This is a genomic window from Gilliamella sp. B14384G12, assembly GCF_016101825.1.
GTDB lineage: Bacteria > Pseudomonadota > Gammaproteobacteria > Enterobacterales > Orbaceae > Gilliamella > Gilliamella apicola_N.
In genome coordinates, this window is record NZ_JACFPU010000007.1 from 89,025 (window position 1) to 114,426 (window position 25,402).

General features: G+C 35.2%; 22 protein-coding genes. 11 read left to right on the forward strand and 11 right to left on the reverse strand.

Features of this window, described 5'->3' with window-relative positions:
• Nucleotides 1-31: 31 nt before the first annotated feature.
• The 3 genes from xthA to H3S73_RS08700 all read left to right on the forward strand — a co-directional run bounded on the left by xthA (nt 32) and on the right by H3S73_RS08700 (nt 4,111).
• Nucleotides 32-838 (forward strand): exodeoxyribonuclease III, encoded by an 807-nt coding sequence (gene xthA / locus H3S73_RS08690; RefSeq protein WP_144092100.1) that lies wholly within the window; start codon nt 32-34, stop codon nt 836-838.
• A 31-nt stretch (nt 839-869) separates the two neighbouring features.
• Complete coding sequence (xseA, locus tag H3S73_RS08695; RefSeq protein WP_198236399.1) at nt 870-2,219, forward strand: exodeoxyribonuclease VII large subunit; 1,350 nt, start codon at nt 870-872, stop codon at nt 2,217-2,219.
• A 221-nt stretch (nt 2,220-2,440) separates the two neighbouring features.
• On the forward strand, nt 2,441-4,111 hold the full coding sequence (locus H3S73_RS08700) for a molecular chaperone HscC (RefSeq protein WP_086325967.1): 1,671 nt from the start codon (nt 2,441-2,443) through the stop codon (nt 4,109-4,111).
• A 70-nt stretch (nt 4,112-4,181) separates the two neighbouring features.
• Here the strand turns inward: H3S73_RS08700 and H3S73_RS08705 are convergent, their stop codons facing one another.
• On the reverse strand, nt 4,182-6,860 hold the full coding sequence (locus H3S73_RS08705; RefSeq protein WP_198236400.1) for a hypothetical protein: 2,679 nt from the start codon (nt 6,858-6,860) through the stop codon (nt 4,182-4,184).
• Nucleotides 6,857-7,555: a DUF1266 domain-containing protein gene (locus H3S73_RS08710; RefSeq protein WP_086325965.1), complete on the reverse strand. Its 699-nt coding sequence runs from the start codon at nt 7,553-7,555 to the stop codon at nt 6,857-6,859. Before H3S73_RS08710 ends, H3S73_RS08705 begins: the two co-directional genes overlap by 4 nt.
• Nucleotides 7,556-7,794: 239 nt before the next feature.
• Between H3S73_RS08710 and dolP the strand changes: the two genes are divergently transcribed.
• The gene (gene dolP / locus H3S73_RS08715; RefSeq protein ID WP_065738229.1) at nt 7,795-8,376 is read left to right on the forward strand and encodes a division/outer membrane stress-associated lipid-binding lipoprotein; all 582 of its coding nucleotides are present in this window, start codon (nt 7,795-7,797) and stop codon (nt 8,374-8,376) included.
• A 63-nt stretch (nt 8,377-8,439) separates the two neighbouring features.
• Here the strand turns inward: dolP and csdE are convergent, their stop codons facing one another.
• The 4 genes from csdE to H3S73_RS08735 all read right to left on the reverse strand — a co-directional run bounded on the left by csdE (nt 8,440) and on the right by H3S73_RS08735 (nt 12,113).
• Nucleotides 8,440-8,835, reverse strand: a complete 396-nt coding sequence (csdE, locus tag H3S73_RS08720; protein ID WP_086325964.1) for a cysteine desulfurase sulfur acceptor subunit CsdE — start codon at nt 8,833-8,835, stop codon at nt 8,440-8,442.
• 69 nt (nt 8,836-8,904) lie between these two features.
• Nucleotides 8,905-10,128, reverse strand: a complete 1,224-nt coding sequence (csdA, locus tag H3S73_RS08725; protein WP_232352961.1) for a cysteine desulfurase CsdA — start codon at nt 10,126-10,128, stop codon at nt 8,905-8,907.
• On the reverse strand, nt 10,085-10,963 hold the full coding sequence (locus H3S73_RS08730) for a U32 family peptidase (protein WP_086325962.1): 879 nt from the start codon (nt 10,961-10,963) through the stop codon (nt 10,085-10,087). Before H3S73_RS08730 ends, csdA begins: the two co-directional genes overlap by 44 nt.
• Before the next feature lie 154 nt (nt 10,964-11,117).
• On the reverse strand, nt 11,118-12,113 hold the full coding sequence (locus H3S73_RS08735; protein ID WP_065603214.1) for a peptidase U32 family protein: 996 nt from the start codon (nt 12,111-12,113) through the stop codon (nt 11,118-11,120).
• 384 nt (nt 12,114-12,497) lie between these two features.
• Here H3S73_RS08735 and suhB point away from each other — a divergent pair, with 384 nt between their 5' ends.
• Complete coding sequence (gene suhB, locus H3S73_RS08740) at nt 12,498-13,301, forward strand: inositol-1-monophosphatase (RefSeq protein ID WP_086325961.1); 804 nt, start codon at nt 12,498-12,500, stop codon at nt 13,299-13,301.
• 93 nt (nt 13,302-13,394) lie between these two features.
• Here the strand turns inward: suhB and H3S73_RS08745 are convergent, their stop codons facing one another.
• Nucleotides 13,395-13,781 carry a helix-turn-helix domain-containing protein gene (locus tag H3S73_RS08745; protein WP_065738234.1) on the reverse strand — a complete coding sequence of 129 codons (387 nt, stop codon included), beginning with the start codon at nt 13,779-13,781 and terminating at the stop codon, nt 13,395-13,397.
• 356 nt (nt 13,782-14,137) lie between these two features.
• Between H3S73_RS08745 and H3S73_RS08750 the strand changes: the two genes are divergently transcribed.
• Entirely contained in the window at nt 14,138-16,339 is a 2,202-nt protein-coding gene (locus H3S73_RS08750) for a cation-translocating P-type ATPase (RefSeq protein ID WP_198236401.1), read from the forward strand.
• 54 nt (nt 16,340-16,393) lie between these two features.
• Here the strand turns inward: H3S73_RS08750 and tilS are convergent, their stop codons facing one another.
• A complete protein-coding gene (gene tilS / locus H3S73_RS08755) occupies nt 16,394-17,707 on the reverse strand; it encodes a tRNA lysidine(34) synthetase TilS (protein ID WP_198236402.1) in 1,314 nt (437 codons plus the stop codon).
• 11 nt (nt 17,708-17,718) lie between these two features.
• On the reverse strand, nt 17,719-18,936 hold the full coding sequence (gene metC, locus H3S73_RS08760) for a cystathionine beta-lyase (protein WP_198236403.1): 1,218 nt from the start codon (nt 18,934-18,936) through the stop codon (nt 17,719-17,721).
• 98 nt (nt 18,937-19,034) lie between these two features.
• Between metC and H3S73_RS08765 the strand changes: the two genes are divergently transcribed.
• Nucleotides 19,035-19,652, forward strand: coding sequence for a 4'-phosphopantetheinyl transferase superfamily protein (locus tag H3S73_RS08765; RefSeq protein ID WP_198236404.1), 618 nt, complete (start codon nt 19,035-19,037; stop codon nt 19,650-19,652).
• Nucleotides 19,653-19,796: 144 nt separating this feature from the next.
• Here H3S73_RS08765 and H3S73_RS08770 read toward each other — a convergent pair whose 3' ends face one another.
• Entirely contained in the window at nt 19,797-20,561 is a 765-nt protein-coding gene (locus tag H3S73_RS08770; RefSeq protein ID WP_198236405.1) for a tyrosine-protein phosphatase, read from the reverse strand.
• A 101-nt stretch (nt 20,562-20,662) separates the two neighbouring features.
• Between H3S73_RS08770 and pepB the strand changes: the two genes are divergently transcribed.
• The gene (gene pepB, locus H3S73_RS08775; protein WP_232352962.1) at nt 20,663-21,943 is read left to right on the forward strand and encodes an aminopeptidase PepB; all 1,281 of its coding nucleotides are present in this window, start codon (nt 20,663-20,665) and stop codon (nt 21,941-21,943) included.
• Nucleotides 21,944-22,009: 66 nt separating this feature from the next.
• Nucleotides 22,010-23,059, forward strand: a complete 1,050-nt coding sequence (locus tag H3S73_RS08780; RefSeq protein ID WP_198227616.1) for an SEL1-like repeat protein — start codon at nt 22,010-22,012, stop codon at nt 23,057-23,059.
• Between the two features lie 72 nt (nt 23,060-23,131).
• Here the strand turns inward: H3S73_RS08780 and H3S73_RS08785 are convergent, their stop codons facing one another.
• Nucleotides 23,132-23,698 carry a peptidylprolyl isomerase gene (locus H3S73_RS08785; RefSeq protein WP_144092131.1) on the reverse strand — a complete coding sequence of 189 codons (567 nt, stop codon included), beginning with the start codon at nt 23,696-23,698 and terminating at the stop codon, nt 23,132-23,134.
• Nucleotides 23,699-23,988: 290 nt separating this feature from the next.
• On the opposite strand from H3S73_RS08785, the gene H3S73_RS08790 reads away from it, so the two are divergent.
• Both H3S73_RS08790 and nfuA read left to right on the forward strand, forming a co-directional pair.
• Complete coding sequence (locus H3S73_RS08790; RefSeq protein WP_039127738.1) at nt 23,989-24,660, forward strand: phosphoribosyltransferase family protein; 672 nt, start codon at nt 23,989-23,991, stop codon at nt 24,658-24,660.
• Nucleotides 24,661-24,731: 71 nt separating this feature from the next.
• Nucleotides 24,732-25,313, forward strand: coding sequence for a Fe-S biogenesis protein NfuA (nfuA, locus tag H3S73_RS08795; RefSeq protein ID WP_172398455.1), 582 nt, complete (start codon nt 24,732-24,734; stop codon nt 25,311-25,313).
• Nucleotides 25,314-25,402 lie beyond the last annotated feature (89 nt).

Here is a 25,402-nt window from a genome sequence, read left to right on the forward strand (position 1 = left end):
GCAACCTTAATTCCAATACAATAAATTCATCATGAAAGTTATTTCTTTTAATATTAATAGTCTTCGGGCTCGAATCCATCAATTAGCCGCCATTATCGATAAGCACCAACCAGATGTGATAGGTCTGCAAGAAACCAAAGTTCATAATGATCAGTTTCCAGTCGAGGAGCTTGAGCAGTTTGGTTATTACTTAAATTATCATGGGCAAAAAGGGCATTATGGTGTGGCTCTGTTAACTAAGCAAAAGCCACTTTCAGTACAATGTGGTTTTCCAACTGATAGCGATGATGCCCAATGCCGATTAATTATCGCTCAGTTGCCAACCAACCAAGGTGAGTTAACCATAATTAATGGTTATTTTCCGCAGGGTGAAAGTTTGCATCATGAAATCAAATACCCTGCAAAACGTAAATTTTATCAAGATTTGATTGATTATTTAAAGCAACATCAATTAAGTGATCAGCTTTGTTTGATTATGGGCGATATGAATATTAGTCCAACCGATTTAGATATCGGCATTTCGGACGACAGCCGTAAACGTTGGTTGCGTACTGGTAAATGTTCATTTTTACCTGAAGAGCGAGAGTGGATGAACAATTTAATGTCACTTGGGTTTGTTGATACTTATCGTAATGAGCATCCAACAAAACAGGAATATTCCTGGTTTGATTATCGTTCTAAAGGCTTTGATACCCATACTGGATTAAGAATTGATTTGATTTTAGCAAGTGAAAAGTTGATGGCGCATTGCCAACAAACTGGCATTGATTATGATATCCGCGCTATGGAAAAACCGTCTGATCATGCGCCAATTTGGGCTCAATTTGATTTAGCTTAAATAGGTAACAGTATAATAATAGAGGAATAGTATGCAGCACAATAGTTCGATTCTATCGGTTAAAGATCTTAACCAAATGGTGAAAGATATTCTTGCTGATGCTATTGGTCAAATTTGGCTGATGGGCGAAATTTCTAATTTTTCTCGCCCCGCTTCTGGGCATTGGTATTTCACCTTAAAAGATGATACAGCTCAAGTTCGTTGTGCCATGTTTCGCAATAGTAATTTTCGCGCTGGTTTTACACCACAAAATGGCCAGCAAGTATTGGTTAGAGCAACGGTTACGCTTTATGAAGCACGGGGTGAATATCAACTTGTTATTGATAAAATCCAACCTGCTGGTGCAGGGTTGTTGCAACAAAAGTTTGAACAATTAAAGCAAAAATTATTTGAAGAGGGGTTATTTGAATCTACTTATAAACAATCATTGCCTGAAAATATTCGTACTGTTGGCATTATTACTTCTTCAACTGGGGCGGCATTACATGATATTTGTCAGATCTTAAAACGTCGTGATCCAAGTTTGCATTTAATTATCTATCCAACGCAAGTACAAGGCACAGAAGCTGCTGCGCAGATCGCTAAAATGATTCAAATTGCTAATACTCGTCAAGAATGTGATGTGTTAATTGTTGGTCGAGGAGGTGGTTCACTCGAAGATTTATGGTCATTTAATGAAGAAGTAGTCGCAAGAGCGATTTTTGCTAGCCAATTGCCAATTGTCAGTGCAGTGGGGCATGAAATTGATTTTACCATAGCCGATTTTGTCGCTGATGTCAGAGCAGCTACTCCATCCGCGGCAGCGGAATTAGTTAGTCGCGATTGCTTAGATCAGATTAGACGGATTCAAGTTCAAGAACAGCATTTATCTATGGCAATGGATTATTATTTGACTCGACGTCGTGAAATGCTCAATAAGTGGCGTCACCAATTGCAAACCCAACATCCACAAGCCAAACTAGCAAAAAAATTAAATCGATTACTATCTTACCAGCATGCTTTATATGAAAATATGCAGCAATATTTACTCAAACAGTCAAATCGCCATAACTTTTTAGATAAACAACTGTTACGGCTATCTCCACAAAATAATATTACCTACTTAAGTCAGATGATTCGCCAGAAACGTCAGCAACTTATTAATTTAATTCAACAAAAAATAACTCAGTCACGATATCAATTTGTTTTACAAACCTCGCAACTTAATAGTGTTAGTCCACTTGCGACATTAGAAAGAGGATATTCTGTAACGACCAATCAACAAAATACGGTAGTGCGTCGTGTTGAACAAGTAAACGTAGGTGAGCTTATCACAACCAGATTAGCTAATGGTCAGTTAACTAGTCAAATTATTGATATGCAAAATAAAGATAATTATTAGTGTCAATTTTTAAATGACGATTGATTTAATGGTTATTTATTGAGAATAATCGATACAGATAGTAATTATAATTTTTGGCGGTCTAATTTTTAGACATATATAAAATAATGAGTTAAGGTAAATTGAATATTTTAGTGTTTGATAAAATTGTACCTTGAGCAGTATTAACTATATAATATTGTTGATATTAACTTTAATAATAAGAAGAGAACAAACCAATTATGCATCACCCCATAGGAATTGATTTAGGTACTACTAATAGTTTAATTTGTGTTTGGCAAGATGGTAAGCCAATACTTATCCCCAACTCAATCGGCGAAGTTGTCACTCCATCAGTAGTAAGTGTTGATGATGATGATTCTATTTTAGTTGGGCGTGCTGCATTGTCTCGCTTAACAACGCATCCAAGTCGAAGTGCAGCTGCATTCAAACGCTTTCTTGGCTCTAATAAAGTATTTGAATTAGGTGACAAGAAATTTACGCCAACCGAACTTTCTGCCATGGTGTTAAAATCTCTTAAGGCCGATGCCGAAGCGTTTTTAAAACAAGAAATACACGATGTAGTGATTTCTGTTCCTGCTTATTTTAATGATGAACAACGCAAACAGACACGTTTTGCTGCGGAATTAGCTGGTTTAAATGCTGTACGTTTAATTAATGAACCAACTGCAGCCGCTATGGCATATGGATTACATGAGGAGCAATCAGGTAATACTTTAGTTTTTGACTTAGGTGGCGGTACCTTTGATGTGACTGTACTGGAATATGCTTTGCCAATTATTGAAGTACATGCATCTGCCGGAGATAACTATTTAGGTGGCGAAGATTTTACCGATGAACTGGTTAAAGCCTGCTTAAGTGATTGGAATCTTAAACAACAGGATATACCCGTTGACGACTATGCACGTTTATTAGATTTAGCGGAGCAATTAAAGTGTAAGTTAAGCGGTGATGAATTACACAAATTAACTTGGTTTTGGCAAGATAAGCAGTGGGAGTTTTCCTTAAATGAAAATCGAGCCAAAACGCTATGGTTACCACTTCTTAATCGTTTACGTTCGCCTATTGAACAAGCCTTAAATGATGCGCGCTTAAAGCCTAACCAGCTTGAACATATTGTGTTAGTCGGTGGCTCATCACAACTCGGTGTGGTGCGTGAGCTGGTAACGAAATTATTTGGCAAATTGCCTTATCGTCATATTAATCCTACCACGATTGTGGCACAAGGCGCTGCTGTTCAAGCTGCTTGTCGGTTACGTAATGCTGATATAGAAGAGGTTATTTTAACTGATGTATGTCCTTATACGTTAGGTATTGAAAGTAGTTCAGGTAATGTTGGTGGATTATTTGCACCGATTATTGAGCGAAATACCATTGTCCCGACCTCGAAAGTAAAAACTTTTTATACGGTGCATCCGCAACAGAAGATTATTGGCATTTCGGTTTATCAAGGCGAAAGTCCACGCGTAGAAAATAATGTGCTGATAGATCAGTTTGAAGTGCCTGTAACTCCGATGGAGAAAACACAAGGTATTGATGTTCGTTTTAGTTATGATTTGAATGGTTTGTTAGAAGTTGATGTAGTTGTTCTTGAAACCGGTATTAAACATGGAAAAGTCATTGATCATAGTCCAATAGGTTTAACTGATAAACAAAAACAAGAGAGCCATGAACGATTAAAATCACTCAAAGTTCATCCTCGTGATGAGATGCCAAATCGGACTTTATTAGCGAGATTAGAGCGAGCATGGGCACAATCATTAGGTGATGAAAGAGCATTAATTGGGTCGTACATTGAAGCTTTTATTGAGGTATTAGATCAGCAAAATTCAGAAGAAATTGATGAAATGCGCTGTGAAATTGAAGCAAATCTACAAGAACTCAATCGTTAACCATTATAGATTTTTATTCGATCACATTTCCCCCTTTTTATACGAATCAAAAGGGGGATTTTTGTGTAGTTTACTTTTCCTTAGTCTTTTTTTCTATTGGTGGTCCATAGCGATTGATTTTTTTTAATTCTGGAAGCCAACATGGTGATAACAATAGTGGTAGCAAAAATATTGTTGCAATAAAATATAAAGGTTGTCCTTTATCTGTGTCGTTGATACGTCGTTTGATAGCAAAAAGAGTATTAATTGCTACTAATGTCAAAATGACATAATTTGTTATATTATCAAAATTATTTTTATCTAAAAACATAAGCATCGTAATTGATAAAATTAACTGTACTATAAAGCCCTGTATATTGGTACGTCCATTCCAACGCCAAAATTGCCACCATTTATTTTGAGGTAGAGATTGTGACTCAAGCCATTTTTGATTTTCAGTATTTTTTGCCAAAAGTAATGCTGCACAGAGTCGTAATACTAAATCGTTATCGCTATCATTTTTAAATTCATCTAACATTTTTAGTTCATCATCATCGCATACGCTGTATTGATTAGATAAGCGTTCAGCAAGTGAGGTGATTTTATCTACTTGTTTGGTATAGTGGTATCTATTTTTGTTAACCGATAAAGGAAAACTCCAATTATCTTTTAAACTATTTGCTATTTTTTTCAGATCTTTATTATCACCAACCAGTTTTTGTAACGTTTGATCTAATTTGGCTTTTTGTTCGGGTTTGTTTAATACAATCAGGTATAGCAATATCACATAAACTGGATTTTTTTTAGCTAATTTTGGTGTCCATAATTGTTCTATTTTTTGTTCGAAATTATTAAAATCAATGTAGTCAGGATCATCAATAAACCATTCCATGGAATCTGGATAATTGTTTAAAATACAATTAATGAGCTTGCTGTCATTATCAATTAGGTTGTAAAGTTCAGTTTCATTTTGCCAATTGCCATGTTTAAATATTTCTATTAATGGTTTAAGTTTGTCATCATCCTTAATAGTAAAATTATTATTTTCTTGCTGTAGATATATAGCGACATTAATCGGTTGGTTAACGGTAGCTAAAACTAATAAACAATGATGAAACCATTGCCAATACGCATTTTTATTATTCATTTTTGTTGATGCATTTGGTGGTTCGGGTAACAAGTAATATTTCATGAATTGTAAATACATAGCCCAATCAAACATTTCCATATTTGAATAATGAAAACTATGATATAAATGTAATTTAGCAACCTCAGGGAGCTCTTGAAATCTATCTAACCATAAACGACCATATAAAACTAGCTCACCCTCTTCATCTGGATCGAATTTTTTTGGTAACAGGGCATTTTTATCATCATCAAATAGCCAGGCTTTAAACTCTTGTATTGGTGAGAGTTGTTTAAGCCATGTAAGATGTTGTCGTGCTTGGCGTTTTAAATGATGCAAAATAAATTGTTCAAATGGATCATTACTTTGCTCATCTAAAATTTCTTGTAACAGAATTTCGTTACCATGGCGCAACATCACAGCATGCCGATATAATCGATATAATCGATGTGAACCGTCATCGCGTAATAATATCGATAGAACTTGTCGGTAACTCCAATTTACGCTTAGAGCCCAATTGACAAAATCAACAATTTCTTTTGGATAGCTTTCGATATCATCTATTCCTGCTAATCGTGCTGTTGTGGTTGTGGTTAATTGCGGAATAGTGTGCAGATAAATTTCTGTTTTATCGGTGTCAATACAGTGGCTGTTATTTAACGCCATAATTAATAAAGGGAAGTAATCTTTTTCAAAATAGACGCACCAACCTGCTATCCAACTTTCTGCTTTTTCTTGATAATGCCCAGAATAATATAGATCTAACCAAAATTGTAATGCATTATGTTTGTCTTCAAGCAAGGTATATTGAATGGCGGCAATATATTTCCAATCGATAATAGTTTGTTCATCTTGATCATTTTCAGCAATGCATTTTAAAGCATAATCCAAGATAAATTTATTTTTCATATTTGCTTCACTATGCCAAAAAGCAAATTCAAGCATAAGTTTTTTATCATCAGGAAGATAAAAGACAGTATCTTGTGATAGGAATATATAAACATCGTCAGGTCTACGTTCCCAATATACCCATTTAATAGAATAAATATAATCAATGGTAGCATTTTGTAATGCTTTGTTGGTTGTAGGCAAACACGTGTAATCAAATAAATCACCATGATCGATGTGATTTAAATAACTATCATATATTTGAAAGTCATCGGTGAACTGTGTCATTAATTGCTGACGCCAACGTAAATTATCAGCTAGAATTTTGACACATGATTCTGAGATATTTGTTGTTTCATAGCTTAAAGTTAGTAATCGCCACTTGACTGAATCAATAACCGACATTGGGTAATCATAAAATGAACCAATAAATTTCTGCCATTCATCTACTTTATAACAGCGTTGGGGATCTTCTAATAGAGCTTGGTAAGCGTTGTAAATTTCATTTGCTTGAATTTGTTCTTCTGTTAGTTGTGATACTGATTCTTTTTCCGATTGTTGAGTTGTTGTATCAACAGCTGTTTCAGGCGACTTTGCATAACTTATTGCTGATTCGTAAGCTTCGCGCAATGCTTTAAACCCATCAGGATCCGTTTCTGGATGATATGAGGGTAGTTTTTCACGATATGCTTGGCGAATAAGCGCGGTATCTGTAGTTTGTTCAATGCCTAATAATTCCCAAAAATTTGTACTCATGACCAATCATACTCCCTTAATGATTCAGGTTTTTCGAGTTCTTCAATATCAATGTACCAAGGTAGGCGATTACAAGGTGAATCTTCGTCATTAATTAATATTTTCATGGTGCGCGTTTGCGATGCCCTAGTTAATTCACAACGTAAAGCTTCAAGATCTTCCTTATTGTTAATTGATTCCCAAAATTGAAATCCAACTGACCAAGCAGCAAAGTAGTTATGCCAAGATTTATAAAAATATTGAGAACGTGAAGCAATTCTTGTAAAAATCCATAGTGCTTCCTCTTCGGTAATAAATTTGTTGGTTGTGCCATTTCGTAGTATATATCCCATCCGTGCATAATCCCAACTACGAATGCCACCAATACCGCATACACAAAAAGTTTGTTCAACAAATTTCATTAGGACTTTTTGATAATCGTTTTGATCTTGGCAGTAATTACGCCAATCAGCTTCGGAAGATCGACAGTATCTTGAATAATAGCGAGATAATAATGTTGCATGTCCATCATCAACCATATCAAAGACACAATTAAGTAGAGTTTCGCGAGAATTAATCCCCCAACTTTCGTTCAAATCTACAAAATCCCGTTCGGGAATAAAGTATGCTGAAGTATAACTTGCACCATTATCTTTGTTTAAAGCAACCATTGGCGCGGACAATCCATATAGCCAATCAATACTATCTTGATTCATATTTTAATTCCGATAATTCCATATATTCCACCATATTGATGACATTAGATTGTATCAAAAAAAGTAACCGTTATTAGTGATAAAATAACACAATTTTTAAATAATTTATGTTCGATTATTGTTATTGGTTTTTATCATAGTGTAAAACACAAAATTGTTTTGCAAATCATTATCAAAAAGGCATAATAACAGCGATTTTTAGTATTTGATTACAATGTTATAAATTGTAAGGAGTAATAATGAAGAGAGCTGCCTTAATAGCTATGTTAATAACAGGCGCATTAATGTTACAAGGCTGTATTACCGCCGCAGTAATTGGCGCAGGTGCTACAGCTACTGCAAAAGTTGCTACCGACCCTCGTACTGCGGGCACACAAGTTGACGATACTACCTTAAATTCACGTATGGGGATGAAAATTAAAAATAATGGTCCTCAATTTATTGGAGCACGTATCGTTTCCAGTACGTATAGCGGTGATATTATCTTAACGGGGCAAGCCAGTCGTGAGCAAATTGAAAAGGCCGAAAGCCTAGCTTATGAAGTTGAAGGTGTAAAAAAAGTCTACAATCAAATTCGAGTTGGTCAACCCGTTAGTGCAGGCACAATCACCAATGATACATGGATCACAACGAAAGTTAAATCTCAGCTAATATTGAATGCGAAAACCAAAGCACGCAACATTAAAGTCGTAACTGAAAATAGGGAAGTATTTTTGATTGGTATTGTGACACCAGAAGATGGTAAAGCTGCTGCACAGCTTGCTAGTAAAGTCGATGGCGTTAAAAAAGTGATCACACTTTTTACCTATATTGAAAATTAATCAACAACGTTATCAGTTAGCAACAATCTTAGTAAAATAGGGGGAAGATAACCCCCTCTTTTTTTATACAACGGATTCAATACGCTCAATTAGTTTAGTCAAGCCTTGTAAACGCGATTGACTTAGCTCATCCGTAATTTTTAACTGGTTTAATAAAGATTGAAAATCGATAGCGGCAATTTCTTTTGCTGTTTTGTGGTTAGCAATAATAATTAAAATTGCCAGTAAGCCTTTAACGATGCGTCCTTCACTGTCACCTTGAAATATAAAGGTATTATCATTTTGCTTTTGATAAGTTAGCCAAACGCGATTTTCACAACCATTGACTTGGTTTTCATCCGTTTTTAAATCTTCAGGCATTGGTGGCAATTGTTTTGCTAATACAATTAACTGTCGATAGCGATCTTGCCAATTATGTTGCTGTAAAAATAATTTGGTTAAGTCTTGCTGTGATAGCATAATATTGACCTATAAATAATTAACTATTTGTAAAAAAGTTTCAGGTTAACTATACGTTTCAGTATAAAATTAGGCTAAAATTTCAATTGCATTTTGTAATGCCAAAATAAAAGCATTTACATCTTGCTCATTATTATATGGCATTAATGATAGACGAATAACCCCATGACAACCCAATTTATTCATTAAAGGTTGAGCACACAGCTCGCCAGTACGAATCGCAATATTTTGCTCGCTAAGTAAAATCGCTACATCATTATGATGAATATGATTAATATTAAATGTGATGATTGGGCTGTTTTCAACACTGTAGAATTGTAGATTAGCCAGTTTGCTTAGCTGTGATTTAGTATAATGGGCCAATTGTTCAGTGTAATTTTCTGCTTTCTTAAGATCCCAATTGTTTAACCAATCAAGTGTTGCATTAAAGCCAACAATGCCAGCTATATTGGGTGTGCCTGCTTCAAATTTATAAGGTGTATCTTCTTGAATAAAATCATCAAATGAGGTGCTTTTTAGCATTTTTCCACCGCCATGCCAAACTGACATTTGCTCAAGTAATGTTTGTTTACCATATAAAACACCCAGTCCCGTAGGGCCATACAATTTATGAGCTGAAAAAGCATAAAAGTCGATATCAAGCGTTGTTACATCAATATCATGATGGACAATTCCTTGGGCACCATCTACTACTAAAATAGCATTATATTGATGAACTATGTGGCTAATTGTAGCTAAATTTGGGCAAAATCCAGTGACATTTGACATATGGGTTATTGCTACGATTTTAGTTCTTGATGATATTAGCGATGATAACTCATCTATATTGGCAGACCATTTAATGACTTTTGCCCCAGTTTGTTTAGCCACAATTAACCAAGGTATTAAATTACTGTGATGCTCTAATTCGCTGACAATAATCTCATCATTAGGTTGTAATACACAGCGAGCATAACTTTGGGCAATTAAATTAATTGATTCGGTAGCACCACGAGTCCAGATAATTTCAGTGTCATTGCTTGCATGAAGCAAATTAGCAACATGTTGTCGTGCTTTATCGATAGCCACTGTTACTTGCAACGCACCATGGTGCAAACTGCGTTTGGCGGTCGCAGTGTTGTGTGCATAATAAGCCACTGTGGCATCCACCATTACCTGAGGTTTAAGAGCAGTTGCCGCGGAATCAAGATATACACTATTACTGTTTAGTGCTGGAAAATCAGCCCTAAACTGCTTTGGTGTAAAATCTTTATTGGCTAAGTTCGAGTCCAGCAATACCATTCCAGTAACCATTACAGTCGCGTTTATGTTCAATATGCAGTGGATTAGAGCCATCTTCATTGGCTTTAAATTGTTTTACAATATCGAGTGTTTCGAGTCCTAACGGCGATATTCGTACAATATCAACTAATCCTTTCATCTCTTTTAAATTATTACCTAAATTATAACAATAGCCGCTTTGTGTTTGGATACCGTTTAGTACAAAAACTTTTTGCTGTTCTTGAGAAAATACTTCACGGCCAACAGGATATTTGATGCAACAAGTTTCACATTTATCTTTTGGTCTATCTTCTGAACGAGCGGTAAAACAACGTGCGGAATAAGCTAAAGGTAAATAACCATAACTAAAGACTTCCACTTCAAAGTTTTTTTCAATATTTAAACTCTCAAATTGTTTAAGAACATTATTTAGCCAATCACGTGAAAGTTCAACCGGCATACACCAACGTACCATACCTTGCTTTTGTAATAATTTTAAAGTCAAGGCGTTATAGCAGTTAATAGCCGGGCCAGCAACGAATGGTAATTTATTTTCTTGAGCAATATTGATGGCCGCTAAATCATTGGCTTCCACCAAAAAGTCACCATTATTGACTAGTTGTCGTAAATCGTTTAATTCTGACGGAGCTTCAAGCAAAGCCAATGTTGAAAGCACCACTTGTTTGCCAGATTTAGCGATTTCCTTAGCTAATTCTAGCCAATTGGGAACTTTCATTTCTCGGCGTTTGGTACAAACCGTTTCACCCATATAAATAATGTCAGCTTCACTCTCTTTTGCTGCGTGATAAAAGGCTTCGGTTTCAGTTTTAGGCCAATAATAAAGCACTGGTCCTAATGAATATTTCATAGTTTTGCTCACTATAATTTATTTATCTTAAATTTGATTTCATTTAATAAAAATGGCATAACCTAAGTTGTACAGTACATACAAAATCAAGATGTGATATCTTTTATAATCAATATTTCTTGATAATTAATATAACAGTAGACTTAGTATTATGTTATTGCCATTTGCGGTGGTAAGCACCTAACGTGGTTTGTGTTCCTTCTGAAACAGAACCCAGCGTATCCATCCAGCTTTTTTCCGCCTGGAATGATTGTGGATTTGCTTTATAGCGATCGATTGCTTGACGCCATACTTTAGTTACTTGTTCAACATAGGCAGGGCTACGCTGACGGCCTTCAATTTTGACTGATGCAATATTGGCTGCAAACAGTTCAGGCAGTAGTTCAATTGTGTTTAAACTGGTTGGTTCTTCAATAGGGTGATAAAGCTCATCGCCTACATAATAACGACCTTTACACAAGGTTGGATAACCAGCATTTTCACCTTTTTTATGGCAATCAATTAACACGTTATTTAAGCGAGACTCAAGACCTTTTTCAGTTTCTTCCCAGCGAACAAATTTTGCTGGTGAACAAGCACCAACGGTATTAGGAGATTCGCCGGTAAGATAGGAAGATAAATAACAACGTCCTTCCGCCATAATACATAAACTACCAAAAGCAAATACTTCAAGTGGAACTGGTGAAACTTGCGAAAGTTGCTTTACTTGATGCATAGAGAGTACACGTGGTAACACGATACGATGTACATGAAAATTGTTATAGTAGAACTTAATTGATTCTTCATTGGTTGATGATGCTTGCACTGAGACATGACGCTCCAGGTTTGGATATTTTTCAGCAGCATAATCTAGCATTGCTAAGTCCGCAATAATAAGTGCATCAGCACCAATATTGGCGGCTGTATCAACTGCATATTGCCAACGCTGGAAGTTTTCAGGATGCGCAAAAGTATTAATTGCTATATGTAGTTTTTTACCGCGTTTATGCACATAGTCAGATGCTTCAATTAAGCGCTTCTCGTTAAAATTCAAACCAGCAAAATGACGGGCATTAGTATCATCTTTCAAACCAATATAAACAGCATCAGCGCCATTATCGATGGCTACTTTAAGTGATGGTAAAGATCCGGCTGGACAAAGAAGTTCCATAATTATTCCTAACTTAAGTTCGCTATTTTATACGCTAGGTATTATGCAATAATTCTTAATTTATTGCGAATGGAAAGCCAATCATGCGATGAAAAAAGTTACGATAGATTGATTTAGTCATTTTTTTACCCTAATTGATCAGTAATTAACTGAACCGTTACCAATAAAATTTTCACTTAGATGCAACATATAGATGGAATAAATTTAGTAATAAGGTAAGCAATAAGGCTAGCGTTACGAGAATATGGCTATTTTAGCCATTAATCCTAACATAGTCTGGCAATGAAGTGGTAAAACCTTTATACTATGCCGTAAATTTTAGTATAACTGTGTAAGTTTTACTAAAACTATCCGTTCTTTAACATCATCAATTGGAAGAAATTTATGCATCCGATGCTTAATATTGCTATTCGCGCTGCTCGTAAAGCAGGTAATGTGGCCATAAAGGCTTATGAAAACCCTAGTTCAATCGAAATTGACACTAAAGGCGCCAACGATTTTGCTACTAATGCTGATCGCGCTGCTGAAGCTTTGATTATTGAGACAATCAAAAAAGCGTATCCTGATCATACAATTATTGCCGAAGAAAGTGGTTTGGCTAAAGGTAATGATGCTGAAACACAATGGATAATCGATCCAATTGATGGTACGACCAATTTTATTAAAAATATTCCGCATTTTGCTGTTTCTATTGCTGCTCGTGTTAAGGGCAAAACTGAAGTTGCTGTGGTTTATAATCCAATGAGTAATGAATTATTTACTGCTGCGCGTGGTAAAGGTGCTCAGCTTAATGGTTATCGTATTCGTGTTAGTAACGCTAAAGATTTAGATGGTAGCGTACTCGCTACGGCATTTCCATTCAAGGCTAAACAACATAGTGATAGCTATTTTGCGGTTTTACAAAAGTTATTTACTCGATGTGGCGATTTTCGTCGTAGCGGCTCGGCAGCTTTAGATTTGGCTTATGTTGCAGCTGGTCGATTAGATGGCTTTTTTGAGATTGGTTTAAAACCATGGGATATCGCTGGTGGTGAATTGATTTTGCGTGAAGCTGGCGGTGTGATGACCGATTTTGCTGGTAATAATAATTATATGGTTTCTGGTAATGTGGTAGCTGGAAATCCTAGAATTGTTAAAGATCTATTAGTTTCAACTCAAAACGATTGGCCAGAAAAATTACGTAACTAATTTTTAGATTAAAATAGCAGGGTTACTCACACCCTGTTATTTTTCATATAGTTTTTGAGTATGTATCTAACTTATTGAGTTAAATTTTCATAATTAATCTGTTAGCTCAACCATTGAACAATTAACCTCTAATCCTTGGCTATCCAAGCAGTGGTTACCCCATTTATACATTGCTTTTAATACGGGTTTAATACTTTTACCAAAATCGGTTAATGAGTACTCGACTTTTGGTGGGACAACTGGAAATACTCTGCGATGAATTAAGCCACTTGTTTCAAGTTCGCGTAGTTGCTGGGTGAGCATTTTAGGTGTGGCACTTGGAATCTCTTTACGTAATTGAGAATATCTCAGTGTTTTTGTTGTCATCAATTTCCATAAAATTAAAGATTTATATTTTCCTCCAATGATATTTATTGTTGTCTCAACAGGGCAGCGGATAGTAGGTTTATAATCTTCATTAGAATCTGATTTATTCTTCATTTTAATGTCTCAATAGTACCTTTTTGGGAAGTATATATCAAAAAAGTGCATTCTTGCTAAAAGAATGATAAACATTAGAATAGTCATTAAATAGGTTAGTAGTCGCGTTTGTGTTGCTATTCTTACAGAAGCATAACCTTTGAAGTTATGGTTATTATTAATGAGGTATAAAAAGAGTTTTTTGTAAATGCCTATAAGCTATTTGATATCAATTAATATAACAAGCCTTTTTAATAAAGACAAAAAGTAACCTGTCTCTATTTGTTAAAACAACAGTATACTTTGTAGGAAAATAGTTTCTTAATATTCAGCCAATACTAAATCCAAATAACATCGGCAGTTAAGGGATGCATCAAATGAAAACAGTTGAATACAATTTTTTTGTTGAGGATATGAGCTGCGCATCATGCGTTAGTCGAGTTGAGAAAGCACTAAAGAAGATTGATGGTGTGATTGACGTCAGTGTTAATCTTGCTACAGAAAAAGCAACCGTTAACGCTAATGCCAATGTTAAATTAGAAACATTAATGTCGGTAGTAGACAAAGCAGGTTATCATGCAGTTAAAATTAACGATCAACAAACTCATATTAAGGATGCTGAGAAACAAGCATCGCTTTGGCCGATTATTATCTCTGTTTTATTAGCGATACCTTTTGTTCTGCCTATGTTACTTGAACCCTTCGGGATACATTTGATGATGCCCGCTTGGTTACAATTAATAATTGCGTCGATTGTGCAATTTGGGTTAGGTGCTAAATTTTATCGCAGCGGTTTCAATGCCGCTAAAGCGTTGTCCGGTAATATGGATTTACTGGTCGCTATTGGTACTAGTGCTGCTTATGGCTTATCACTGTATCAGTGGATGATCGGTAATAATGATCACCTTTATTTTGAGTCATCAGTTGTTATTATTACCTTAATCTTGATTGGTAAATGGTTAGAGTCAAGAGCGAAACATCAAACAACCCAAGCTATCGAAGCCCTGTCTGCCTTACGACCTGATGTTGCTTTAGTTAGGCGGGGCGATCAAGAGATAAGTTTGCCCATTAACCAAGTTGTTGTTGGTGATGTAGTGATAGTGAAGCCTGGTGAACGTATTCCTGTTGACGGTATCGTGATTGAAGGTGCATCAAGTAGTGATGAGTCGATGTTAACTGGTGAAAGTTTTCCAGTCAACAAAGCAGTCAATGATATTGTCACAGGTGGTACTATCAATGGTGAAGGATTGTTAATGGTAAAAACAACGGCAATTCAAGCTGATTCTACCTTATCAAAGATTATTAACATGGTAGAGTCTGCTCAAGCTAAAAAAGCACCCATTCAGCGAATTGTAGATCGAATTAGCGCGATTTTTGTACCTGTGATTTTATTGATTGCGCTTATTACATTACTTGCATGGGGCGTGATTTCTCAGGATTGGCAACAAGCTTTACTTCATGCTGTCGCGGTGTTAGTGATTGCTTGCCCATGTGCTTTAGGACTAGCAACACCAACGGCAATTATGGTGGGTACTGGCGTTGCGGCTCGTCATGGTATTTTGATTAAAGATGCCGAAGCCCTTGAAACATTACACAACGTTAATACCGTAGCGTTCGATAAAACAGGAACTTTAACCATTGGTAAACCTGAATTGGTTGAAATGGATGTGATAGGGACACAAACCCCTGAGCAAATATTAGCGATTGCCGCATCGTTACAAGCAGGTAGTGAGCACCCACTAGCAAAAGCAATTCTAAACAAAGCAAAACAGCATAGTTATGCTCAAAATATTACTTCTGTAACAGGTTCGGGTGTCATGGCAACGATTGATAACACTGAATATTATTTAGGTAGTTTGCGTTGGATGAAATCATTAAACGCCCATTTTGTGGATATGGACGATAAAATCAATGAGCTAACTAATAAAGGTTATACGATTTCATTTTTAGCAAAACAACAGTTAGAAGCAAACGTTGTGATATTAGCTCTATTTGGCTTTTCAGATGTCATAAAAGAAGAAGCAAAAACTGCGATTACAGCACTGCATCAGCTAAATGTTAAAACGGTAATGTTAACCGGAGATAATCAACAAGCTGCTAATTATGTAGGACAACAATTAAATTTAGATAAGGTTATTGCTGAGGTTTTACCGCAAGATAAAGCGAATTATATTTATCAATTACAAAAAGAAAGTCAAAACACTAACAATAGTGATAGCAATCATAAGGTTGCGATGGTGGGTGACGGTATTAATGATGCGCCAGCTTTAGCTGCGGCTGATATTGGTATTGCAATGGGTACGGGAACCGATGTGGCAATGCATGCGGCTAGTATTACTTTAATGCGTGGCAATCTGTTTTTAATTGCTGATGCTATTGATATCTCTCGAAGAACCTATAATAAAATTAAACAGAATTTATTTTGGGCATTTTTCTATAACTTAATTGGCATTCCACTGGCTGCCTTAGGTTTCTTAAATCCAATGATAGCCGGCGCTGCTATGGCACTTAGCAGTGTAAGTGTGGTGACTAATGCTTTATTGTTAAAACGATGGAAAGCTCGTTCTGAGTCAAAATAATTTGATATTTTATAATTTAAATTAAGGAGATGTATTGTCTCCTTATTTTTTAAATTATAGAGTATTACTCAGATTAAACCCAACTTGTGAACCCTTACCTTGTTCGGTCACAAATACCCCAACGGCAGTAATTAATTGTTCATTATAATAAATTAAAGGAATACGGGTACGCATCCAAGGTGGAATATGATGCTCTTGCCACAATTTTTTTATCGATCGAGATCCTTTGCGCTGAACAATTTGAAATTGACCTTGTGCATGAAAACGAACTGAAACAGTTTCCTCTTTTTGCGGTAAACGGCAAGTTAAATCGGTTTGATAATTGGGCTGTAATACGCCTAAATTATCCGGCAAGGTTAGCGATGTACTTAGATCCCAAGGCAAGATTTGCTGTTCGATATCTTGATATAAAGGCAACAAATAGAGCCGGTTTTGATATCGGCGAATTTGCCAATTATGCAAAATAAATTGTGGATTAGCGTCTTCTTTTGCTAAAGCCACTGTTTGCCAAATTAGTGATAACTGTTTTTGGCTTGGCATATTAATCTGTTTAGATCGAAACCACATGCGCAATATAGCATTACGTTTGTAGTCCGAATAGTTATATAACGGTGTTAAACATAACTGCCCTTCAGGTGTTGTAATGAGTTTAAAATCAGCTAACAGTAGCTCGTTAAGTAGTATTTCTTGCTGTTGACATAATTCGGCACTGCGAGCAACCATTTGTGAAAAATGAGGCCAACGTTGGTTAAGTGTTGGTAGAACATTTAAACGTAAAAAGTTGCGATCGTAATGGTCATCTTGATTACTTTCATCTTCTATCCAACTTAATTGGTGCTGATTGGCGTACTGTTCAATCTCTTGACGAGATATCGTTAGTAATGGTCTAAGATGCCGACCATTTTCAAGTGGCATAGCGGATAAGCCCGCTGGACCACTTCCACGCTTTAACGCTAAAAAGAACGTTTCACATTGATCGTCAAGGTGCTGGGCTGTACATAAAAACTCATTATTTTTTAAATGTCGATAGATAGCTTGGTATCGAGCTTCTCTAGCTTGTTCCTCAATATTGCCCGCCGATCTATCAAGTTTGACTTTTTCAATAATCAAAGGAACTTGCCAAGAATGACATTGTTGCTGGCAATGTTCAGCCCAACTATCAGCGTTTTCGCTTAAACCATGATGAATATAAATGGCTCTAAGTTGTAAATTTTGCAATTGTTGCTTTAGGGTGACTAATGCATGCATTAATACGGTCGAATCAACGCCACCACTAAAAGCAACGAGTAGCGATTGCCGACCGTTTAGGTGTTGTAAAATGGTTTGTTCTATAATACTTTTAGTCTTAGCTTTGTTTTGATGGTTCATCCGCTATCCATTTACACTAAACTTTGTAACGCATTAACTTTGTTTTTATGTAATTTGATTCTATCTAAGCCAGCAGCAAGATCGGCAATTAAATCATCAGGATCTTCAAGACCAATATGTAACCGGATTAGTGTACCTGTGAAATCAACACCGGATACTGGTCGTATTTTGACTAGATCTTCAGGTTGATTGGCTAAAATTAATGATTCAAATCCACCCCATGAATAAGCCATTGAAAAGTGAGTCATATTATCTAAAAAATCAGATAATTGAATATCACTTAAATGATCTTTAAGTACAAATGAAAATAAGCCACTAGCACCGCTAAAATCGCGTTTAAAAAACTCATGCCCTTTACAACTTGCTAATGCAGGGTGATTAACGGTTGCAACTTTAGGATGATTGGCTAACCAGTTTGCCACTTTTAAACTGCTTTCGTGATGTTGCTTGAGTCTAACCGCTAGAGTTCGTAATCCACGAGCTGCCATATAGGCTGTATCTGCATCACACATTTGTCCCATTAAATAAGAACGTTCACGTAAGGTATCCCAACAACGTTGATTGGCAACGGCTGTGCCTAGCATTGCATCGGAATGCCCAATTAAATATTTTGTACCAGATTGAATAGAAATATCAACATCATGCTCTAAAGCTTTAAATAAAACACCTGCTCCCCATGTATTATCCATCATAATAACAATTTCTGGATTAACACTGCGAATCGCTTTAACTATAGCTGGCACATCGTGTACTTCCATAGTAATGGAACTTGGTGATTCAAGAAACACGACTTTCGTATTTGGTTGAATATGATTGGTAATATACCGTCCAATCAAAGGTGAAAAATAATCTGTTTCGACCCCAAAATCTTTTAATATATGTTCACAAAATTCTTGTGTTGGTTCGTAACTGGCTTCTGATACAAGGATATGATCGCCTTTTTTTACAAAAGCCAAGATGGTATTAGCAATGGCTGCCGCACCACATGGATAAAGGTAACAGCCTGCACCTCCTTCAATTTCGGCCATCGCATCTTGCAGGGCAAAATGAGTTAGTGTGCCACGACGACCATAAAATAGCGCTCCTTTAGCTCGATTTTCCATTGCCTCTTTTTTGGCTTCTAATGAGTCAAAGACCAGAGATGATGCTCGCTGAATAACTGAGTTGACTGCTCCTTGGGTATAACGTTTTTTTCGACCGGCATGAACTAATTCTGTTTGTAATGACATGATGCATCCTTAGTGATCTAATAAATTTCGATAACAGTTAGCATAGCATGCTGTTAAAATAGTAAAAAATAATTTTTGTTTAAAATGGCTTATATAAAATGTTAATTGTCCAACTTGCCCATTTAGACACGGTGGAAGTCAACTATTCACTATTATCAAAACAGATCATTCACGATGCTGAATTATTCAATGGCAGACGTAAAAAACAGTTTTTAGTCTGTCGTTCAATCTTAGCTAGCTTGCTTAATCAGTATTGTCAAATTGCTATTTTGCCAACTATGGTCATAGGTGATAATAATCGACCTTGTTTTTTAGATCGCAATCTTCCTGATTTTAATATCAGTCATAGTCAAGATTGGGTAGCGGTTGCAATATCGTTAGATGGTAGAGTTGGAGTTGATATAGAAGTCGCTCGCCCACGTAAAAATTACTTAGATGTAGCCAAAAGCTTTTTTGCAGATGCTGAGTATCAGTGGATGATGCAACAAGCGGATACCTTAACGGCCTTTTGGCAGCTTTGGACTTTAAAAGAATCAGCACTTAAATTATATGCTAAAGGCGTCTGGCAAATAAAATCAGTAAAAGTAGATATTGAAAAGCAGTTGATCAGCGCACCATTTGGTCAACATTTTTATTATCAATATCAGCAAGTTGCATCAGTTCATCTTGCTGTTAATCATAATAAACCTATCACCGAATTTATCTTACAATCTTAGTAAATAAATACGCTGTTCGATATTGATCCTGTAATAGGATTAATGAAATGAGTTTATTCTATACTTGTAATAAGTAATCCCAACTTACTTATAATAAAGGTAAAATGATTGTTAATAAGGGGATAGTAAACCCCCTTATTTTATTTAAATTAGGTAAATATCTTGAAGAATTTTCCTGTTTTTATCATCTAATTGATATTCTTTAATTAACCAATTGTCGATTGTGTCATATCGTTTTTTGATTTCATCAATAGCCGCACTTAAAAACTCTTCTTTAGCTGCGAAAATAGTTTTTTGTTTTTCAAATTCTTCTGGTGATAATTTATTTTTATTTTGACTAAGTATGGCTTCACGATAATCATTTAAATAGCGTTCCGTGAGTAAATAATCTTGCATAACCACTTCTTCACTCACACCCAATGCAAATAGGGTTAAGGCAACACCTACACCTGTTCTATCTTTACCTACTGCACAGTGTTGCACTAACGGTTTACCGTTGGCATTGAGTAGCAGCGATATTAGCTTTTTATATGCTACATTATTAAATGGTAATAATTGATAAAGTTTAACCATAAAATCAAAAGGTGAGTATTTTTTCATAATGAAAATATCATCACTGGTTAGGCTTGCTGTAATTTCATCACTTAATGGGGTTGCAGGCACATTAATATATTGACTGTTATTCCAAAGATTATCGGGATTACGATCAATTTCATGTTGATCTCGATAATCTAATACATAATGCAAATTAAGCTCATCAGATAAAAAGTTTTTTTCACTATCATTAAGGCGTGAAAATTCACCTGAACGATACAACATTCCTGAGCGGATTTGACGACCATCACTGGTTTTAATGCCACCTAAGTCACGAAAATTGATTCCATTTTTGATTTGTACAACTGATGTCATTATAGGTCCTTATTTATGCTTAACTTTGCTTGCTATATTAACATGTTTCTGATTAGAATTGATTCATCGTTTTTGCATTATTATTGTTTGAGGAATTTATTATGTCGACTTTATCTATATTACTTTCGGAAAAACCTGCTCCATCAAAGTGGGGTAAAGATGCATTACTCAGTTTTTCAGAAGATGCTGTTACCATTCATTATCAACCCGAGCATCGACATGGTGCCATTCAGCGAGCTGCACGAAAATTAGATAATCAAGGTATTAAATCAGTTAAACTTAGTGGTGACAATTGGGATTTAGAGTCATGTTGGCATTTTTGGATTGGTTATCGTAATGCTAAAAACAATAATAAAGTCAGTTGGGCAAAATTAAATAAGAAAGATAAGCAAGAACTAAAAAATCGCTTAGCCATCATTGATTGGTGTCGAGATATTGTTAATCAACAAGCAGAAACATTAAGTCCTTTAGAATTAGCAACACAAAGTGCAAAATTAATTAGCAATTATTCCTCTGATATTTCCTATAACATTATTTCAGGAGAAGCACTTAAAGAACAAGATTATATGGGCATCTACACAGTTGGTAAAGGTTCTGACAGACCAGCAGCCTTACTCGAGCTTGATTATAATCCGACTAAAAATCCAAAAACACCAATTATTGCTTGCCTAGTCGGGAAAGGGATTACTTTCGATTCTGGAGGTTATAGTTTAAAACCAAGTAGTTTTATGGAATCAATGCGATCGGATATGGGAGGCGCGGCATTGGTGACTGGTGCTTTGGCTCTTGCTATTGCTCGCGGAGTCAATCATCGCATCAAACTTTATTTATGCTGTGCTGATAATTTGGTAAGTGGTAATGCATTCAAACTAGGTGATATTATTCGTTATCGTAATGGTAAAACAGTTGAAGTTGATAATACCGACGCCGAGGGTCGCTTGGTTTTAGCTGATGGATTAATTAGTGCAGATAATGATAATCCTCATTATATCATTGATTGCGCAACGCTTACTGGTGCCGCAAAAATTGCTGTAGGTAACGATTATCAATCATTACTCTCATTTGATGACAAATTTGCTAATCAGTTATTAGCAAGTAGCCAAGCTGAACATGAGGCATTTTGGCGATTACCATTAGCTGATTTTCACCGTTCTCAATTTCCATCCTCGTTTGCTGATATGGCAAATTCTGGATTACCGAATACCGCGGGTGCAAGCACTGCCGCCGCATTTCTGTCCCATTTTATAAAAAATTATAAACAAAATTGGCTACACATTGACTGTTCAGCTACATTCCGCAAAAGCGCAACCACTTTATGGGCAACTGGAGCAACAGGCATTGGGATAAGAACGCTTGCTAATTTGTTAAATGTATTAAAATGATTTTTAATAACTTTATGATTAATTGAATAAAATTTTAAAGAATTATATAAATATATAAGGAATATCATGAAAATAAAAAAATTACTATTAGTTATGCCTATCTTATTTTCTTTTGCTGCTTATGCGGGGGATTGTACAACAGAATTTGAAAATAAAAATTATGAAAAGGCACTTATTGAATGTACACAAGAAGCAGAAAAAGGTAGTTCAGAAGCGCAGTATCTTTTAGGTCACTTATATTTTCAGGCTACAACAGGAGTTGAGCAAGATGAGGCACTATATCAAAAGGCTATTTATTGGTTTACAAAATCAGCCGAACAAGGTTATGTAGATGCACAATATGCTCTAGGCGAATTGTATCATAAAAGTGATAGTGAATTACAAGATTACCAAAAAGCGTTATTTTGGTATGAGAAAGCTGTAGAACAAAATGACCCCCCATCGCAACATAATTTAGCTATTATGTATGAATATGGTCATGGCGTTGAACAAAATATACAAAAAGCTTTAACTTTGTATATAAAATCAGCTGAACAAGGTTATATAGATGCACAATACGCGTTAGGAGTTATGTATAATCAAGGTGATAGAATAGAACAAGATAAACAAAAAGCGATATTTTGGTATGAAAAAGCTGCAGAACAAAATGACTTCAACTCACAATTTAATTTAGCTCTTATGTATGATGAAGGTGATGGCGTTGAACAAAATAAACAAAAAGCAGCATTTTGGTATACTAAAGCAGCCGAACAAGATGTACCAAATGCACAATACAAGTTAGGACTTATGTATGATAAAGGTGATGGAATAGAACAAGATAAACAAAAAGCGGTATTTTGGTATGAAAAAGCTGCAGAACAAAATAACTTCAACGCACAATATAATTTAGCTCTTATGTATGATGAAGGTGATGGAGTTGAACAAAATAAACAAAAAGCAGCATTTTGGTTTACTAAAGCAGCCGTACTAGATGTATCATCAGTACAATACAAGTTAGGAATTATGTATGATAAAGGTGATGGGGTTGAGCAAAACAAATTATTAGCTAATAGGTATTTTAAACAGTCCTGTGAGCGGGGTTTTGACAAAGCTTGTGATAAATTAAAAAATAATTAAATTTTTGAGGAAAACCATCTTAAATGATTAAGATGGTTTTTTTTAGGTTTTCATCTCATTTTAAATAATTTATTATTTTTCTTCAATAACAGTTGCCTTTTTAATATAAACCGGCTCAACAGGTACATTTTGATGAGGTCCTACACGGTGAGTTGCTACATTTACAATCTTATCAACAATATCCATTCCTTTAATCACTTTACCAAAAACGGCATAACCGTAATTTTCAGGTGATTGGTAATTAAGAAATTCGTTGTTTACAGTGTTGATAAAGAATTGGCTAGTTGCACTATCCACATCGCTCGTTCTTGCCATGGCTATTGTGCCTCGATTGTTTTTTAAACCATTATTTGCTTCATTTTTTATCGGAGCATTACCATCTTTAAATTTTAATTGATCATCGGCACCACCACCTTGAATCATAAAACCAGGTATAACGCGATGGAACGTTAAATTTTCATAAAATCCACTGTTAACATAATCAAGAAAGTTTTTAGTGGTTATTGGCGCATGTTCGCTATCTAATTCAATTTCAATATCACCCTGACTTGTTTGTAATAAAACTTTAGTGTCAGCGAAAGCAACACTAGTAAAAAGAGTTAATAGCAATGATATAAATAATAATTTGATTTTTTTCATTTATTATTTCCTTAATCCGATATAGTTGGTTGATTATACCTAATATTTGATTATTTTAAATAATTTTTATGTAAAATCCGATGAAATTATGTGTCATAGATCGCAATTTTATTTTTTGTTAATTATAAGTTTTATAAAACATTTATATAAATAAACTTATTTGATTGTGATATTGGTATAACGTTTTAATTCGTATCCATATTAATTTTGATATTGAGCGAAATGAATAAGCCATTTTTATATTGAAACGTTATGTTAACCTGAAACTTTTTTACAAAAAAGTAAACTATATGCGTTGTATTTTATGTAATATGCCTTTATTTTTATCTCATCATGGTATTTGCAGTCAATGTGTTAAAAATCTACCTAAATTCAATAAAATTTGTTGCCAATGTTGTCTACCCCATTCATTATCAACGAATGTATGCTATCGATGCCGAGAACATAAACCTTATTGGGACGAACTTATTGCTGTTAGTGAATATATTCATCCATTGAAAAACTTAATTCATCAATTAAAATTTTATAAAAAAGTTGAATTAAACCTAGCATTAGCGAGATTAATGTTTTTAGCATGGTATCAACGACGAGAAACAGAAGGTTTAGCTAAACCAGATTTGGTTACATGTGTGCCTTTGCATCATCTTCGATATTGGTCACGAGGCTATAATCAAGCCGAATTGTTGGCAAAGCCTATTGCTAAATGGTTAAATTGTGATTTTTATCCTCATCTGTTATCAAGAAAGAAAAATGCAACAGATCAAAAGAAATTATCACTTAAACAAAGAATGAGCAATGTTGAGACACTTTTTGTTTGTAACCAAAATGTTGCTAATAAATCAGTGATGCTTATTGATGATATTGTTACTACTGGTAATACTATAAATGCTATTAGTCAACAATTAAAACAATGCGGAGCAACCCGTGTTCAGATAATTTGTTTATGTCGAACGGTATTGTAAAATCCTAAACAGTCCTTATAATAACCAAGAAAGTTAGTCAACTATTATAAATGGTGTTAAAGTGAGGAGTTATGTCTATTATTACTATTTCTGAATCAGCTCAACAGCACTTTAAAAAATTGCTTGCTAATCAACCAGAAGGCACACAAATTAGAGTATTTGTTATGGATCCGGGTACGCCTAGTGCAGAATGCGGAGTTTCGTATTGTCCTGCCGATACAGTTGAAGATAATGATATAGAAGAAAAGTATGCGGATTTTTCAGTGTATATCGATGAATTTAGTGCCCCATTTTTGGAAGAAACCGTAATTGATTATGTGACAGATGAATTTGGTGCACAGTTAACATTAAAAGCACCAAACTCTAAAATGAAAAAAGTTGCTGATGATGCTCCGTTAATTGAGCGAGTCAACTATGTGATTCAAGCGCAGATTAACCCTCAGTTAGCAAGTCATGGTGGGCGCGTAAATTTAGTTGAGTTGACCGACGATAACTATGTCATCTTACAATTTGGCGGCGGATGTAATGGTTGTTCAATGGTTGATTATACTTTAAAAGAAGGTATCGAAAAGCAATTAATGGTCGAATTTCCTGAGCTTGCAGGAGTGAAAGATATTACTGAACATCAAGCAGGTACACATTCATTTTGTTAAAATGCATGGAAAATAATTTTTATTTAGAACTTGCTTATTGCTGGGATTAAGTCATAATCAAGGGTTATGTGTCTGTTCACTTTATGATG